This window comes from Reinekea sp. (assembly GCF_046710285.1).
Classification (GTDB): domain Bacteria; phylum Pseudomonadota; class Gammaproteobacteria; order Pseudomonadales; family Natronospirillaceae; genus Reinekea.
Genome location: NZ_JBKEGY010000001.1, coordinates 206,693 through 223,592 on the forward strand (window position 1 = coordinate 206,693; position 16,900 = coordinate 223,592).

The 16,900-nt window shown below is 44.0% G+C and carries 16 protein-coding genes; 13 read left to right on the plus strand and 3 right to left on the minus strand.

Annotation, left to right across the window (positions count from 1 at the left end):
- Positions 1-19: 19 nt before the first annotated feature.
- From ACI882_RS00960 to ACI882_RS00975, 4 genes are all read left to right on the plus strand, one after another.
- Complete coding sequence (locus ACI882_RS00960; protein ID WP_411745356.1) at positions 20-1,753, plus strand: potassium/proton antiporter; 1,734 nt, start codon at positions 20-22, stop codon at positions 1,751-1,753.
- A gap of 37 nt (positions 1,754-1,790) precedes the next feature.
- Positions 1,791-2,753, plus strand: a complete 963-nt coding sequence (locus ACI882_RS00965; RefSeq protein WP_411745355.1) for a universal stress protein — start codon at positions 1,791-1,793, stop codon at positions 2,751-2,753.
- Between the two features lie 168 nt (positions 2,754-2,921).
- A complete protein-coding gene (locus tag ACI882_RS00970) occupies positions 2,922-3,623 on the plus strand; it encodes a pirin family protein (RefSeq protein ID WP_411745354.1) in 702 nt (233 codons plus the stop codon).
- A gap of 12 nt (positions 3,624-3,635) precedes the next feature.
- Positions 3,636-4,166 (plus strand): NADPH-dependent FMN reductase, encoded by a 531-nt coding sequence (locus tag ACI882_RS00975; RefSeq protein ID WP_411745353.1) that lies wholly within the window; start codon positions 3,636-3,638, stop codon positions 4,164-4,166.
- A gap of 73 nt (positions 4,167-4,239) precedes the next feature.
- Here the strand turns inward: ACI882_RS00975 and ACI882_RS00980 are convergent, their stop codons facing one another.
- Positions 4,240-4,992 (minus strand): substrate-binding periplasmic protein, encoded by a 753-nt coding sequence (locus ACI882_RS00980; RefSeq protein ID WP_411745352.1) that lies wholly within the window; start codon positions 4,990-4,992, stop codon positions 4,240-4,242.
- 261 nt (positions 4,993-5,253) lie between these two features.
- Between ACI882_RS00980 and ACI882_RS00985 the strand changes: the two genes are divergently transcribed.
- From ACI882_RS00985 to galE, 9 genes are all read left to right on the plus strand, one after another.
- Positions 5,254-6,363 (plus strand): multiheme c-type cytochrome, encoded by a 1,110-nt coding sequence (locus ACI882_RS00985; protein WP_411746892.1) that lies wholly within the window; start codon positions 5,254-5,256, stop codon positions 6,361-6,363.
- 14 nt (positions 6,364-6,377) lie between these two features.
- Complete coding sequence (locus ACI882_RS00990; protein ID WP_411745820.1) at positions 6,378-7,991, plus strand: tetrathionate reductase family octaheme c-type cytochrome; 1,614 nt, start codon at positions 6,378-6,380, stop codon at positions 7,989-7,991.
- On the plus strand, positions 7,981-8,655 hold the full coding sequence (locus ACI882_RS00995) for a cytochrome b/b6 domain-containing protein (protein WP_411745819.1): 675 nt from the start codon (positions 7,981-7,983) through the stop codon (positions 8,653-8,655). Before ACI882_RS00990 ends, ACI882_RS00995 begins: the two co-directional genes overlap by 11 nt.
- A gap of 205 nt (positions 8,656-8,860) precedes the next feature.
- Positions 8,861-10,801, plus strand: a complete 1,941-nt coding sequence (gene thrS / locus ACI882_RS01000; protein ID WP_411745818.1) for a threonine--tRNA ligase — start codon at positions 8,861-8,863, stop codon at positions 10,799-10,801.
- Positions 10,798-11,337, plus strand: a complete 540-nt coding sequence (gene infC, locus ACI882_RS01005) for a translation initiation factor IF-3 (protein WP_411746584.1) — start codon at positions 10,798-10,800, stop codon at positions 11,335-11,337. Before thrS ends, infC begins: the two co-directional genes overlap by 4 nt.
- Before the next feature lie 173 nt (positions 11,338-11,510).
- Positions 11,511-11,705 (plus strand): 50S ribosomal protein L35, encoded by a 195-nt coding sequence (gene rpmI / locus ACI882_RS01010; protein ID WP_216000021.1) that lies wholly within the window; start codon positions 11,511-11,513, stop codon positions 11,703-11,705.
- A 28-nt stretch (positions 11,706-11,733) separates the two neighbouring features.
- Positions 11,734-12,090, plus strand: coding sequence for a 50S ribosomal protein L20 (rplT, locus tag ACI882_RS01015; protein WP_411742991.1), 357 nt, complete (start codon positions 11,734-11,736; stop codon positions 12,088-12,090).
- Positions 12,091-12,405: 315 nt separating this feature from the next.
- Positions 12,406-13,779, plus strand: a complete 1,374-nt coding sequence (locus tag ACI882_RS01020; RefSeq protein ID WP_411742992.1) for an MATE family efflux transporter — start codon at positions 12,406-12,408, stop codon at positions 13,777-13,779.
- Between the two features lie 65 nt (positions 13,780-13,844).
- The gene (gene galE / locus ACI882_RS01025; RefSeq protein WP_411742993.1) at positions 13,845-14,858 is read left to right on the plus strand and encodes a UDP-glucose 4-epimerase GalE; all 1,014 of its coding nucleotides are present in this window, start codon (positions 13,845-13,847) and stop codon (positions 14,856-14,858) included.
- 92 nt (positions 14,859-14,950) lie between these two features.
- On the opposite strand, the gene nagB is transcribed toward galE, so the two are convergent.
- Both nagB and nagA read right to left on the minus strand, forming a co-directional pair.
- Positions 14,951-15,742, minus strand: coding sequence for a glucosamine-6-phosphate deaminase (nagB, locus tag ACI882_RS01030; protein ID WP_411742994.1), 792 nt, complete (start codon positions 15,740-15,742; stop codon positions 14,951-14,953).
- Between the two features lie 10 nt (positions 15,743-15,752).
- On the minus strand, positions 15,753-16,889 hold the full coding sequence (gene nagA, locus ACI882_RS01035) for an N-acetylglucosamine-6-phosphate deacetylase (protein WP_411742995.1): 1,137 nt from the start codon (positions 16,887-16,889) through the stop codon (positions 15,753-15,755).
- Positions 16,890-16,900: the final 11 nt, after the last annotated feature.

The window sequence follows — 16,900 nt, forward strand, 5'->3', positions numbered from 1 at the left end:
TCATTTTTTAGGACAAATAATGACCGTCGAATTAACCTACTTGTATATTTTTGCTGCAGCCAGTTTGGCGTTGATCAGTGTAGTTGCCAGTTTATTTACCCGGTACACCGGTGCGCCCATTTTGTTGGTGTTCCTTGTCATTGGTATGTTGGTTGGCGAAGACGGTATTATCGGTGTGAAGTTTGATGATTTTAATATTGCCTTTCTTCTTGGTCATATAGCACTGGCCATCATTATTTTTGATGGCGGTTTAGGTACGCGCAAAGACACCTTTAGGGTGAGCTTAAAACCTGCGCTTACCTTGGCGACGTTCGGTGTTTTGGCAACCGCAGCTATTACGGGTTATGCCGCACATCTTATTTTGAATGTTACGTTACTCGAAGGGTTGTTAATAGGCGCTATTGTAGGTTCTACCGATGCTGCTGCTGTATTTGGTTTAATACGCAATGCGGGGTTTGAACTCAAGGAACGTACCGGCGCGACGCTTGAAATTGAATCGGGCTCAAACGACCCCATGGCTATCTTTTTAACTATTACCCTTGTTCAATTGTTGCAACTAAGCGATGACGGTAGTCAAGGCTGGACCATTGCTAATGAGCTGTTCCGTCAAATGGGGTTAGGTTTAGCGATTGGTTTTGCAGGTGGCTACTTACTCGTCGAGCTACTTAAACGTTTACAGTTGCCGTCGTCTTCGTACCCATTGTTAGCGCTAGCCGGAGCCATGAGTTTATTTGGTTTAATCATGATGTGGGGCGGCAGTGGATTTTTAGCGATATTTATTATTGGTGTCATCGTTGGCAATAAGCCACTGCCTTATAGCAGTGATATACACAGCTTTAGTGACGGCTTTGCATGGTTGAGCCAAATAGGCATGTTTTTGATGTTAGGCATGTTGGTAACGCCGAGTGATTTACTGCCCATTACAATCCCTGCGGTCTCTATTGCGTTTGTCCTTATTTTTATTGCCCGGCCAATAGCGGTGTGGTTTTCGCTCTTACCTTTCCACTTTCCGTGGCGTGAGCAAGTCTTTATTGGTTGGTGTGGCTTACGTGGCGCGGTGCCAATTATTTTAGCGCTTTTCCCATACTTAGCCGGGTTAGGGAATACGCAGACTTACTTTGAACTGGTGTTCTTTGTCGTGCTTATTTCATTGGTGTTGCAAGGTTGGACCATTGCACCGGTTGCTAAATGGCTGCAAATTGAACTACCGCCGACGGCAAAAGTTCCTGAATATTTGCACTTGCCGATACACGATGAAGTCGGCAAAGAATTGTTAGTTTACCCTGTGCTAGCGGGTAGTCGTGCGGTGGACTCAACGGTGATGAGTTTGCCTAATATCGAAGGCAGCCAAATAGTCGGCGTGATTCGCCGCGGTGTCTTGTTGAGCAACGTAAAAGAGCAAGAATTAGAATACGATGATCGCGTTATGTTTTTGGCGACATCGAGTGCTCGTCCCGTGCTGGGTCGTGTATTCGCCCCGGCGGCACAATCTGCCAAGCTTGAAATAAGCAGTTTCTTTGGTGAGTTTGCCTTGCACCCAGCGGCAAAGCTTTCCGACATCGCCATGCTTTATGGCTTCAACTTAGATAAAGCCTTTGCGGAGGTGACGGTTGAAAAATACATTGTCACTCAGTTCCATGGTAAACCCGTAGTAGGTGACCATGTTAAGCTAGGTTCAGTAAAATTAATTGTTCGAGAAATCAAAGACGATCAAATTGTATCTGTCGGTTTAAAACTAAAATCAGAGAGCTAGCGTTTCCCTCTAGCTCAATGCATCAAAGGAGTTTGGCATGAGTCATTTCAATAATATCGTTTATATACTAAGCGACCACATTGACGAGTCATCCCCTTCGTTGGTGCGCGCCATTGCATTGGCCAAATCTAACCAGGCAGATCTTACTTTACTGCAAATACTGCCCGATATTGTGACTGTCTGTGAGCCAGAGGATATTCATGTAGATGAAAACCAGCTACAGCAAACAATTCTAACGCGTGAAACTGAATGGCTAGAGCATTTCGTCGCTAATCTAGATGCACAATTTCACTGCAAAACCGAACAAGTGTCGGTAAAACGTTATTTTGAAATTATTCGCCTTCTTCAGACACATAACTACGATTTAGTCATCAAAGAAGTAGAAGAGGTCGACTGGCTTGATCGCCTGCTAGGCAGTGACGATATGCACCTGCTGCGTAAATGCCCTTGCCCCGTTTGGTTGATGACCAAAGATGAGAAGCCAGAATACAGACAGATAATCGCTGCGGTCGATTTCGATAATGACGATAAAACGACCTGTAACGATGATTTAAACGCTCAAATACTTAAATACGCAGGTCTATTATCTCTTGCCGAGTTAACTACCCTACACGTTGTGAACGTTTACGATGTGCCCCAAGCGGGCTTCATTAGTCAATGGGTTGAACAGCCCGACAAAGTTAAAAAAGAGCTTTATAACGCGGAATATTTAACACGGCGATTGCAGATGAATACGCTGATAGATGAGCTAAAGCAAACCCTGGGTGAAGAGACATTCAACTTTATCGCCCCAGTTACCCACCTCGTACAAGGCCGACCCGACAGAGAGTTGCCTAAGCTCGCTAAAAGCTTAGAGGCTGATTTAGTCGTCATGGGTACGGTCTCTCGCGTTGGTTTTGCCAAAGTTATTATTGGCAATACCGCTGAAACTGTTTTATCTCAGCTCGATAGTTCAGTGCTAACGGTTAAGCCCAAAGGCTTTATCGCACCAGACTCTTAACCCACTATCGATACCTAGTTAAACCCAAACAGCTGAATAGCTAAAGGGTGCAAAGTAAGCGTTAATTGTTCTTGTTTCGGCACCAATGATTTGCATTTTAGCCTGTTTATTCACATTGGGTTGTTCTCCATAATGGCTTCATTGATTACATTATTCATGGAGGCAGTTATGCAAGTAGTTAGACGTGCAAACGAAAGAGGCCACTACAGAAATGCTTGGTTAAACAGTAAGCACACATTCTCATTTGGTGAATATTACGATCCTAAGCATATGGGTGTCTCAGTTCTGCGCGTTATTAATGACGACAAAATAACGCCGGGAGCCGGTTTTCCGACTCACCCGCATCAAAATATGGAAATTGTCAGCTATGTCTTAGAGGGTGAGTTAGCTCACAAAGACAGTATGGGTAACGGTAGTGTGATTCGCCCTGGCGATGTTCAGCGTATGTCAGCTGGTCGAGGGGTGACACATTCTGAATTTAATCCATCAAAGTCGAATGGCACTAATTTTCTACAAATTTGGTTAATGCCCAATAAAAATGGCACCAAGCCAGATTATGCGCAGAAATATTATTCACCAGAAGAAAAGCAAGGCAAATTAAAACTGCTGTTATCACCTGATGGCCAAGGTGACTCACTCTCAGCTCACACAGATGCATTGATGTATGGAAGCTTGATCAATAAAGGCGAAGAAGTAACGTTCAAGCCGGAAGCGAATAGAGTGGTGTACGTGCATGTTGCGACAGGCCGTTTAGAAATAAATGGTGAGAAATTGAACGGCGGTGATGGGATAACCCTCAACGCCGTTAAAGAAGTGAACTTAGTCGGCACAGACCGTGCAGAAATTTTGTTATTTGATTTACCCAAATAAATAGGAAGAGATATGAATATATTAGGTATTGTTGGAAGCTTACGAAAAGATTCTGTTCATAAGCAAGTGTTCAATCATTATAAAGAAATTGCTAAAAATCAGTTTGAGCTAAGTGAAGGTTCGATTGTTGATATTCCAATGTACGATGGCGAAAACATGGATAACGCAGCGGTTGTTAAGCTAGCAGAGCAAATTCGCAAGGCAGACGGTGTTATTTTCTTTAGCCCTGAATATAACTATTCAATTCCGGGTAGCTTGAAAAACGCACTAGATTATCTTTCTCGTGTTGATCCGCAGCCGTTTGTTGGTAAGCCAGCAGCAATTATTGGTGCAAGTCCTGGAGCAGTTGGGTCGGCAAGAATGCAGTATCATCTGAGACAAGTGGGCGTGTTTTTAGATATTGACTTTATGAACAAGCCAGAAGTGATGATTTCTGGTGTGTTCTCTAAGCTGGCAGATGGCCGTATTACCGATGCCACGACGGTTGAGTTTTTAGAAGTACATTCAAAAGCATTCGAAGCATTTGTAAAAAAGCATAACTAATGCTCCTAACGCTAAAAAGACCAAGCCTATGCTTGGTCTTTTTTTTAATTTAATTTTAAGCGTGCGTTAATAGTCATTGCACCAAATCGTGTTTATCTAGTAATTTTTGAAACTCACCAGACTCAATCATTTTGGTCAACCCGCTGTTAAAAGAATCTATTAAGACAGTCGACTTATGATTGCTTCTTCCGGCTACTAAATAGGCCGGTACTGAATCGACTATTTGCTCTCCAATTTCAATATTGCTCACTTCAAACCCAATAGAGTCTAGAGTTTTGATCGTAGCGAAGCCTAAATTTCGATCTTGCGCTACTACGTCAAAGCGACCGGCATTTAGCATCTTAAATGAAGCGGTTTCGTCAGGAGTTGTAGTGGAGCGTAGTTTACCGTCCTCTATCTTTTGAGATACCAGAGGGCTGACGTTGTAACCTAAAATTGACCCGAACGTTAAATCAGATAAATCATCTAACTGCTGCCAAGCTCTTTTCTTTCCTTTATTAAAAAACAGCACAACATCTCCGTTAAGAATGGCTTGAGAATATAGGAATTGCTCGTTGCGCTCTTGCGTGTATGACCAGGGTAATGTCGCGTCCATTTCACCTAGTTGAGTTAAAAGATAAGCACGCCGCCATGGGTAAAAATGAAATTCAACGGTATGGCCTTCGTGCTCTAAAGCGGAAGTCGTAAGTTCACCAATAAAACCATAACTCGGGAGGGCTTCACTTACGTAAGGAGGGAACTCGCCGATCGCAATCGCATAACGTTCGGCTTGTACAGTGATAGGAAATAATAGGCACAAGCAAAAAAATGCGTTAGCTCGAATCATCGGTGCGTATGCTCTCAAAATGGTTAAACTTGAACTATAGTAGATATTTAGAATGATGTGGAAGGGTTCCTGATTACGAAAAGATCTGGTTTGAAGTAAAAATTGGTCTCAATTTCAGTCTTGCTTACAAATAACTGACGAAATATTGACCTAAATCAGGTATTTATGCTGTTCAATTTGAAATATGGCGTACACTAATTGGGTATTAAACTTATTTGTGTAGATGACGAATAATTCAAATAAATTGTCGGAGAGCATCGTATGAATAAAAATCGCCAATCGCTACTCATCATCATGATCGCACTGTTTAGTGTGACTTTCTTTGGTTCGGCACTAGCTGCTGAGCGAGAAATCAAAATTCCTTTTTACGAGGCTTGGGTAAACTCACCACACGCCGACTTTACGTCAGAGGCCTTTGCACATTGGAATGAGGAAGATGTGAAAGCCGTTCCAGAAAGTTGTGCCGCCTGCCACTCAACTACCGGTCACCTTGATTTCCTAGGTGCCGATGGTTCAACCATGGGTAAAGTTGATAAAGTGGCTCCTGTTGAAGAAGGGGTTGCTTGTGTCGCTTGCCATAACCAAGTGGCCAGTAACTTAGAAGAAATTAGTTTTCCTTCCAGTATGGTTGTAGAGCGTTATGAAAATGACGCGCGCTGCATGGATTGTCACCAAGGCCGCTCTTCAGGTAATGCGGTACGGGACATGATTGCTAAAGTAGGGGCGAGCTTAGATGAATCTAATGCTGAGGTGAAATTTTTAAACATACATTACAGTGCAGCCGCAGCAACTCGTTTTGGTAGTGAAGCTGGAGGTGGTTTTGAATACGACGGCAAAGACTACAATGGCTTACAGTATCATGATGACTTTGCAACCCAGTGTAACGATTGTCATAATCCGCATACTACGGAAGTAAAATTCGATACCTGCATCGAATGCCATGACAGTGTGAACAGTAAAGAAGACATAGCATTCATTAGAGAATCAATGGGTGACTTCGACGCCGATGGCGATACCAAAGAAGGCGTTAAAGGCGAAATCGAAGGCTTGCACACTGCGCTTTACGTCGCCATACAAGGCTATGCTAAAGACGTAGCTGGTGCGCCAATCGCTTACGATTCTCATGCTTATCCATACTTTTTTAATGATTCAAATGGCAATGGCAAAGTGGATGACGGTGAAGCTAACTTTGGTAATGCCTATAAGTCATTTACACCTCGCTTAGCAAAGGCTGTTTATAACTACCAATTTGTCGCAAAAGATCACGGTGCCTATGCCCACAATGCGCCTTACGTGATCCAGCTGTTAAGTGACAGTATTCAAGACTTAGGCGAAAAAGTAGCTGTGCCTAAGACATCTCGACCAGAATAAGGAAATTTTTGAAGATGAAACAATCTTCCATTCAACCAACGCATTGGAAGGTGCGTTGGTTTTTTGCGTTCGTTATAACGCTATGCTCTTTGAGTCTTGTGCAGGCAGAATCAACCGCTGACCACTCTAAGTTCGATCAACTTAATGTTGAATTTAATAGCATCGAAGAGGTAAATAATGCCTGTCTAGATTGCCATAACCAGGCCGATCAACAGTTGCATAAAACGATTCATTGGAAGTGGAATTACACCACAGAAAATGGCGAGCAGCTCGGCAAGTTAAATGTGACGAATGGCTATCATGGCAGTGTTGTGTCCAATTTAGAAACCTGTGGCAGTTGTCATGTGGGTTATGGGCTAACGAGTAAAATTAAAGACGTTATTAAAGATAATGCAGTCGATTGCTTAATGTGTCATGACAACAGCGGTGAGTATTTTTACTCAAAATTCCACCAAGATGGCGCAGAGTGTTCAACCTGCCATGACGACAACGCCGACACGGTTAAAAAACGAGTTAAGTCAGAAGGTGAGCGTTATACACTTTCGCTAGAAAAAATTGCTCAGCAGGCAGGCGCAACTACGATAGCAAGCTGCGGCAGTTGCCACTTTAATGATGGTGGCGCAGACGGTGCCAAGCATGGTGATTTAGACAGTTCGTTAATTGATGCCAGTAAGGAAATCGACGTACACATGAGTTCAGATGGCGCAGGTTTAACCTGTAACTCATGCCATCAAGCTAACGATCACCAATTGTCGGGCAGTCGTTACGAAGCGGGTAGCCCAACCGATCACGCCGGCATCAATGCCCTTGAAGGCGCGCGCGCAACCTGTGTTTCTTGCCATGGCGATAGACCCATGCAAGATGAAAAGCTTAACGATCACGCCGATGTGATTGCCTGCCAAACTTGCCATATTCCGAGTTATGCTCGCGGTGGCATAGCGACTAAAACCTTGTGGGATTGGTCAACAGCCGGTGAGCTAAATCGCAGCCGCCGTCCTAAAGTGGAATATTACGACGATGGCCGGGTGAGCTATTCATCGCAAAAAGGCTCGATGGAATATGGTGAAAATTTAGCGCCCAGTTTTCAATGGTTTAATGGTGAAGCTCAATACCCGACCTTGGGTAAATTGTTAGACCCTGATGGTATTACTAATTTGGTTGAACTAGGCGGCAGTGCAACAGATGGTCATTCTAAAATATTTCCAATGCATCAGTTCCGATCAATTGTTCCATACGATACTGAAACAAACCAAATGTTGCCGGTAAACTTAACGGGCCGTTCTAAAGACCCATTATGGAATGGTTTTAATTGGGATAAAGCGCTGAAAGCAGGCGCTAAAGCGAGTGACATTGAATTTTCAGGGAACTATGATTTTGCAGAAACCTTAACTACGCGGCCATTGAACCATATGGTAGCACCAAAAGAGCAAGCGTTAAGTTGTAATGATTGCCATGGTGACGCTGGCTTATTAGATGATGTCGAAGGCTTGTACATTCCTGGCCGATTACAGTATCTATGGTTAGATAAGCTGGCATTAATCGCGCTTATTCTTACGCTGGTGGGCGTAACCGGACACGGTGTTGCCAGAGCTATTTTTACGCGTCGGAGGAATCGCAATGACCGTTAAAACAGAACGAATTTATATATTCAAAGGTTTCGAACGCTTCTGGCATTGGATGCAATCGCTATTAATATTCATCATGGCGATTACCGGCTTTGAAATTCATGGTACCTACCAGCTGCTTGGTTTTGAGCGCGCTATCACAGTCCATGAGTTTTCTGCTTGGTCGCTGATTGTGTTGTGGGTGTTTGCTATTTTTTGGCATCTATCTACGGGTGAGTACAAGCATTATCTACCGGTCAAAGAAGGTATGTGGAAGCAAGTTATGTATTACACGCGTGGCATATTTACTGGAGAACCGCATCCATTTCACGCCAGCTTGAGAGCGAAGCATAATCCTTTGCAACGAGTGGCTTATTTGAGTTTGAAGGTTTTCATGTTCCCACTAATCTGGATAAGCGGCTTGTTGTATTTGTTCTACAACGACTGGGCCGTTCTAGGGTTAGAAAAGCTCGGCTTAACATTAGAAATGGTAGCCGTCGTCCATGTCATAGGCGCGTTTTTAATCCTACTGTTTATTATCGCGCACCTATACTTGATCACCACTGGCGAAACGGTACTTCAGTTTACCAAAGCGATGATCACCGGCTGGGAAGAAGTACCGGTAGAGACTCACGCAAAGGAAGCCAAACCAAGCGAAAATAGTGGGGAACGTTCTGCTAAAGAGTAGTCACTCGCTAACTTACTAGGAATAAACAGCCAGCATTGTTCTCAGTGCTCGCTGTGTTATGATTCTCCTCCTGAGCGTCAACGGCGCTTTATGGTTGGTGTGCGGTCCCTTCGTAAGGGTAGGCACTAACCGTATTTCATCTTTATATTCAAATTTACATCCAACACGTGGCCCTTGGTAGGGGTCACCACTGAAGGAGACTGCAATGCCAGTTATTACATTACCAGATGGTTCAAAACGCGAGTTCGATCAACCCGTCTCAATTATGCAAATTGCCGAAGATATTGGCCCCGGTTTAGCGCGCAATACGCTGGCAGGGCGAATTAATGGCGAGCGAGTTGATGCCTGTGACATGGTCACCGAAGATGCCGATATTCAAATTATTACGCCAAAAGATGACGATGGTTTAGAAATTATTCGTCATTCGTGTGCGCATCTCGTCGGCCATGCTATTAAGCAATTGTACCCTGAAGCGAAAATGGCGATTGGACCGACCATTGAAAATGGTTTTTATTACGACATCGATATGGAGCACCGTCTAACCGAAGAAGATTTAGACGCGCTCGAAAAACACATGCTGAAATTGGCGAAAACCAATTACGATGTCGTAAAAAAGAACGTATCTTGGCAAGAAGCGCACGATGTCTTTACTGCGCGCGATGAGCCGTACAAGAAAGAAATTTTAGAGCAGAATATCGATAAAGATGATCGCCCTGGTTTGTATCATCACGAAGAATACGTTGATATGTGCCGTGGTCCGCATGTGCCTAACATGAAGTTCTGTCAATTCTTTAAACTTATGCGTATATCAGGCGCCTATTGGCGTGGTGATAGCAGTAACAAACAGCTGCAGCGCATTTATGGCACCGCTTGGGCCGATAAAAAGCAATTAAAAGCACACCTTTTCTTCTTAGAAGAAGCGGCAAAGCGAGACCATCGTAAAATTGGTAAAAAGCTCGACTTGTTCCACATGCAAGAAGAAGCCCCTGGTATGGTGTTTTGGCACCCAAATGGTTGGACTATTTATCAAGTGATCGAACAGTACATGCGTGAAAAGCAACGTAAGCATGGCTATGACGAAATTAAAACACCAATGATTGTTGATCGCTCCCTTTGGGAAAAGTCAGGCCATTGGGATAAGTTTAAAGACAATATGTTCACCACGCACAGTGAATCACGTGATAATGCTGTGAAACCAATGAACTGCCCTTGCCACGTGCAGGTCTTTAATCAAGGTTTAAAGAGTTACCGTGACTTACCGTTACGCTTAGCTGAGTTTGGTTCATGTCACCGTGATGAAGCTTCTGGTGCCTTACACGGCATCATGAGAGTACGTGGTTTTGTGCAAGACGATGCGCACATTTTCTGTTCTGAAGATCAAATTCAGTCAGAGGTGTCATCATTTATTGCCATGCTCGAAGAAGTTTACCAAGATTTTGGCTACGATGATTACATTCTTAAGCTTTCGACACGCCCAGATGAGCGAGTTGGAGACGACGACGTTTGGGACAAATCTGAAGCCGCTCTAGCTGAGGCATTAAATGCCACAGGTAAAGAGTGGTCGATCCTTCCGGGTGAAGGGGCGTTCTATGGTCCTAAAATTGAATTTACATTGAAAGATAGTCTGGGCAGATTGTGGCAATGTGGCACAATTCAGGTCGATTTTTCAATGCCAGGCCGCTTAGAAGCACAATATGTTGACGAACAGGGCGAACGACAGACGCCAGTGATGCTACATCGTGCTATAGTAGGCAGCTTCGAGCGCTTCATTGGCATATTGATTGAACAATATGCGGGTGCGATGCCAACTTGGTTGGCGCCGACTCAGGCAATTATTTGCAATATTACCGACTCACAAGCCGAAAATGTGCAAATAATCACCGAAAAACTCGAAAAAGATGGATTTAGAGCCAAAGCTGACTTGAGAAATGAGAAGATCGGCTTTAAAATCCGCGAGCATACAATTCAACGTGTCCCATACTTATTGGTAATTGGGGACAAAGAAGTCGAGAACGGCACTGTTGCGGTTCGAACTCGTGAAGGCGAAGACCTTGGCGTTATGACTTACGATGAATTTAGTGAGCTTTTACGTGCCGATGTGGCGCGAAAAGGCCGAATTTTAACTGGAACGGAGAATAAGTTATAAAACGTAACGCGAGAGCGGCTAAAGCTAACAGCCGACACGTCATCAATGAACAAATTGAGGCAACTGAAGTTCGTTTAATTGCTGAAGATGGTGAGCAACTAGGTATTACGCCGTTAGACGAAGCAATTCGCCAAGCGACGGCGGCCGGGTTAGAGCTAGTACAAATCTCTAATGCGGATCCAGTTGTTGCTAAAATCATGGATTTAGGTAAAAAACTCTATGAAGAGAAAAAATCCAAAGCCATAGCAAAGAAGAAACAAGTTCAGGTGCAGGTCAAGGAAATTAAATTCCGACCGAATACGGACATTGGTGACTATAACGTTAAGTTACGTAACCTGATCCGTTTTCTCGAAGAAGGTAATAAAACCAAGATCACTTTGCGCTTCCGTGGCCGCGAAATGGCTCACCAGCAACTCGGTATGGAGTTGTTGAAGCGTGTAGAAGACGATCTGGCAGATTACGCCACTGTGGAATTGCGACCAAAGATGGAAGGCCGTCAATTAACCATGGTGCTCGCACCTTCTAAGAAAAAGTAATTTACAGCATTCGCTGTAAACCCAGTGGGTAACCATTGGTTCAGTAAACGACTGTCTTCGGGCAGCCGTTTTTTAGTTTTATGGGCAACCGGTAACTTCGGGGCAAAGTAGGGCAACTGAAAAGCCTATTAACGAATGTGAAACGGTAAATGAAGTAAATCTGGAGATTGAAAATGCCAAAGATGAAAAGTAATTCGAGCGCTAAAAAGCGTTTCAGAAAAACGGCGAATGGCTTTAAACACAAGCAGTCGCACCGTAGCCATATTCTAACTAAGAAAAGCAGTAAGCGTATCCGCCAATTGCGTGGAATGTTGCAAATTGCAGATGCAGATAAGCCGCTTATTAAGCGTATGCTTCCTTACATCTAACCGCTATTCTTATTAGGAGATTTAAATTATGGCACGTGTTAAACGCGGTGTAGTGGCTCGTAAGCGTCACAAGAAAATTTTAAAGTTAGCTAAAGGTTACTACGGAGCTCGTTCACGAGTTTATCGTGTAGCTAAGCAAGCGGTTATCAAAGCAGGTCAGTATGCTTATCGTGACCGTCGTCAACGCAAGCGTCAGTTCCGCGCATTGTGGATTGCTCGAATTAATGCCGCAGCCCGTATAAACGGATTGTCTTATAGCCGTTTCATTAACGGTCTTAAGAAGGCAGACATCGAAATCGATCGTAAAGTACTTGCAGATATCGCAGTACACGATGCCGCTGTATTTGCAGCGATTGCCGAAAAAGCGAAAGCTTCTTTAGTATAATCGAACGAATCGTTTTATTAGAAACCCGCTTCGGCGGGTTTTTTTATGAGCTAAAGTTAGTCTAAGGGTTAAGTCGGTTAACTGGTGGTCAGCGCCACGATAATCGCTTTGGGCTCCGGTATAAGTTTAAGCCGTTCATAACAACTCGCTGCGCTCAGACAGTCATTCACTTTTAAACTTACACCCTCACCCACGCATCACCTGATCGGGCGCAGTGTCACTGTTAGTTTTTGCTTGCGGCTTTCCCCTTAACCTGAAAACGCTTACAATATGCGCGGTTTTTCAGCTTGATCTGGCTTTTTAAAAGGATATGTTGTGCCTCACTCCTCTCTTGATAGTCGTATGAATATACGCACCATTGTATGGCCTATTTTTATCGAACATCTAATCCGTATGAGTATGATGACGATTGATGTCGTGATGCTGGCGCGTTATTCCGATGCGGCTGTTGCGGCGGTGGGTTTAACCGGGCATTTTGTATTTTTTATAGTAATTGCGTATATGATTATTTCTTCGGGTTGTGCCATTTTGATCGGGCAAAACTTGGGGGCGAAGGATAAGCCTGAAGCGTTGGCCTATTCACATGTTGGTTTTTTGCTGGCGTTCATGATGTCGATTGTTATAGGAATTGGCTTTTATTTCGGTGCTAGTGGATTGTTAACACTTTATGACCTTGAGCCTGCTGTGCATGCTTACGCTGTGCAGTATTTGACGATTGCGGGTGGTTTGTCTATTGGTTTGTCGCTAAGCATTTTCTTCTCGACGGTATTGCGCGCCCACGGTTTTAGTAAATCACCAATGGTTATTCAGGTGATCTCAGGTTTCATAAATGTCATTGGTAACTTCATTGCATTATTTGGTTTCATGGGCATACCCGTTACTGGGGTTGTGGGTGTGGCCTTAGCGACCGTATTTAGCCAAATATTTGCGGCGCTGGCTTGTTGGTTGGTGTTGCGGCACCGCAATATTGGTTTTTCTCTTCGTCAAAGTATGAAGTTTGATATTCCGCGCTTTAAAGATATTTTGAGATTGGGCTTGCCCAATGCGGGTGAAGGCTTATCTTACAATATGGCTCAGTTGGCGATTATGTTTTTTGTCGCCGGTTTTGGCACAGCTGCCTTGGCGGCTGTTGCGATTGCGCAAACCTTGTCTCGGTTTATTTTTGTGTTTGCAATGTCCGTCGGTAATGGCGCGCAAATTATGTCGTCTTACTTTGTGGGGCAAGGTCGCTTTACTGAGCTAAAAGCTAATGTGCATCGATATTGGCAGGTTGGCATTTCAGTTTCTACCGGGTTGGTTCTATTGTTTATTCTCGGTCGCACGCAAATTGCCGCTTACTTTACAACCGACCCAGATACTATTGAGTTAATTGGCTTATTGTTGATTGCTTCGTTGGCTTTGGAGCCTGCTCGTGCGCTTAATCTAATTGTCATAGCCGCCCTTAAGGGGGCTGGCGATGTACTTTTTCCGGTCAAAATGGGCATTTTAAGTATGTGGGGCGTGGGTGTCCTTTTTGCTTATCTTTTAGGTGTGCATTGGAGCTTCGGAGTTGTAGGTATTTGGATTGGTGTGGCTATGGACGAATGGGTCCGAGGTATTATAATGGTGGTTCGGTGGCAGCGCGAAAGGTGGCAGCGCTTCGTTAAAGTGAAGGTGCAGCCAGCAGAAATGCCGCCCGTCATATCATAGTGTAAATAGTTACTTTGAGAACGTTTTCAGGGATAATGAATGCTTCACAAAATAAGGAGAGTGTAATGACCGTTTTAGTGACAGGAGGTGCGGGCTATATAGGTAGCCACACTGTATTAGAGCTACTGCAAGCCGAACAAAATGTATTAGTTCTCGATAATTTCTCTAACAGTTCAAGCGAATCATTGAAACGTGTTAAAGAGCTTACCAATAAAACCGTTACACTCATTGAAGGTGATATCCGCGATAAAGCCTTGTTAGAAACTCTATTTACACAACACAGTATTGATTCGGTTATTCACTTTGCTGGCCTTAAAGCAGTGGGCGAAAGCACCGAGATCCCGCTCGATTATTATGAAAATAATGTTTGGGGAACAATCAATTTATTGCAGGTGATGAAGCAATTCAACGTCTTTAAGTTTGTCTTTAGTTCATCGGCTACGGTATACGGTGATCCGCAAACAGTTCCCATTAAAGAAAATTTCCCACTAAGTGCAACAAACCCTTATGGCCGCTCAAAGCTGATGGTCGAAGATATTTGTCGTGATTTAGCCGCTTCAGACTCGAATTGGAAAATAGCCTTACTACGTTACTTTAACCCGGTAGGCGCACATGAAAGTGGCCGCATTGGTGAAGACCCGAATGGTATTCCTAATAACCTTCTGCCGTTTATTGCGCAAGTTGCTATTGGTAAACGTGAGGCACTTGCAGTATTTGGTGATGATTACGACACCGTCGACGGCACGGGCGTGCGTGACTATATTCATGTTGTAGACTTAGCCAATGGCCATTTAAAAGCATTAGCGCATTTAGCCAAACAAAATGGATGTGTTGCCTACAGCTTAGGAACTGGCAAAGGTTACAGTGTGCTTGAAATGGTCAAGGCCTTCGAAAAAGCATCCGACCGACCCGTTCCATACAAAATAGTGGCTCGCCGACCTGGCGATATAGCATGCTGTTACGCAGACGCCAGCTTCGCAAAAGAAGTATTAAGCTGGACCGCCACACGAAACCTAGAGCAAATGATGAAAGACTCTTGGCGCTGGCAAAGTAATAATCCGGAAGGTTATAAAAAATAGCTGCGGGTTTTGGGCTGCGGGCTGCGAGTTCAAAGAGCGAGCAGCTCATCCTTTGAACTTACTCGAAGCTCGCAGCCTGAAGCAAGCGGCGCTTAAAGCGCCGTTCCTTCTTTTAATCTCTTATTCTCTCTTTCTATATGTTGATAAAAAGCGATGTCTTCTAGACTACTGGCGGCTTCTTTATCAATTACAACAGTGACGTGTTGGTGCATTTGCAAAATAGATCCAGGGCAACGCGCGGCTATAGGGCCTTCTATTGTGTTCTTTATGGCTTCAGCCTTATCTGAACCTGTTGCGAGCAGTAGTATTTCACGCGCTTCATTAATAGTGCCTATTCCCATGGTAAGAGACAGTGTTGGTTGGACTTCACCCTCTGTGAAAAAGTGCTTGTTCGCATTAACCGTATCTTCTGTTAACGTTTTTACGCGAGTGCGGCTAGACAAACTAGAGCTCGGTTCGTTGAAACCGATGTGGCCGTTACGTCCAATACCCAGCAGTTGTAAATCAATACCGCCTTTTTCTTGAATGTTGTTCTCAAACTCTTCACAGGCAGCTGTTGGAATAGCAGCACTGCCATCAGGTACAAAGGTGTTTTCTTTATTTATATCTACATGATCAAAGAGTTGCTCGTTCATAAAGTAGCGGTAACTTTGTGGATGAGTACCGGCTAATCCTAAATATTCATCTAGGTTGAATGTTGTAACATTCTTGAAGGTGACATGACCATTTTTGTTGGCGGCAATTAATTCTTTATATAACTTGATCGGTGTTGTGCCTGTGGCTAAGCCAAGAACAGAATTGGGCTGCTTATTCAACAACGAAACAATATGGTTAGCGCCAAATTCAGCAACGGCTTGTGCATTTTCTAAAATAACTATACGCATGATCGATTCTCTACAGTTTTTGACCAGCACGCCAAGTGCCAGCGATGTTCCAGTGTTCGTCTAACCAGCAAATATCGCTGATATACCCAGATTTAAAACTACCAAAAGTATTGTCTAATTTCATATAAGTAGCTGGTACTCGGCTAGCCATGGCGAGTGCTTGTTCGGGTGCTAAATTAAGCTCATTGATACTGTATCTAACGGCATCTAAGAGTGAGATAGCGCTACCTGCTAAGTTGCCATTAGCATTGACCAAACGGCCGTCGCGCTCCTCAATTAATTCGCCATACAATTCGAAGGTTTTTTTGTCTGAGCCAATGTTGGCCATTGAATCACTGACCAAAAATATTTTTTCAAAGCCTTTTGCGTTTATTGCCGCCAGCATAGAAGCAGGGTGGGCATGAATTCCGTCGGCGATGAGCCCTGCCCAAGTGTCTTTTAATGATAACGCAGCACCAACAACTCCAGGCTCACGTCCTTGCATTTGGCTCATGGCGTTGTACAAATGGGTAAAGCCACTTAACCCGTGATCGAAGGCATTTTTAACATCTTGGTAGTGTGCGTTAGTGTGGCCGGCGCAAATTCGAATGCCAAGTTCAGCAATGGCTTCTATATCTTCTAGTGAAGTTTGTTCAGGTGCTAAGGTAATAATAGATGGTAATTCGGCCAGCTCTTTTAGCCAGGTCCAGTCTGAGGCTGCTAGACTTCTAAGTTTTTCAATGCGGTGAACGCCCGCCTTTTCAATGCTAAAGAAAGGGCCTTCAATATGAATGCCAAGAACACCTGAATGCTTTACATCACATTTTTTTGCCGATCGTATCGCGGCAATGCTAACTTCTGGTGTATCACTAATGACAGTCGGTAGTATACGGGTTACGCCGAATTTTGCATGCCCACGCGCCATCGTTTCAAGTGTATCCTGAGTAGGGGCGTTATTAAGTAAAACACCGCCGCCGCCATTGACTTGTAAGTCAATTAAACCGGGTGCTAATGTGCCTCCGGTAAGTTCGGTGATTGAAAAATCTGATGGAATTGAATCTTCAGAGACGATTGAGTGAATGTGTTCACCATCGATCAGTAGAGCGCTGTTTTGGTGTGTTGTATAACCATCAAAGATTGTTGCACCTCGTAATGCAAACTTCATCATAGGTCTCCAAT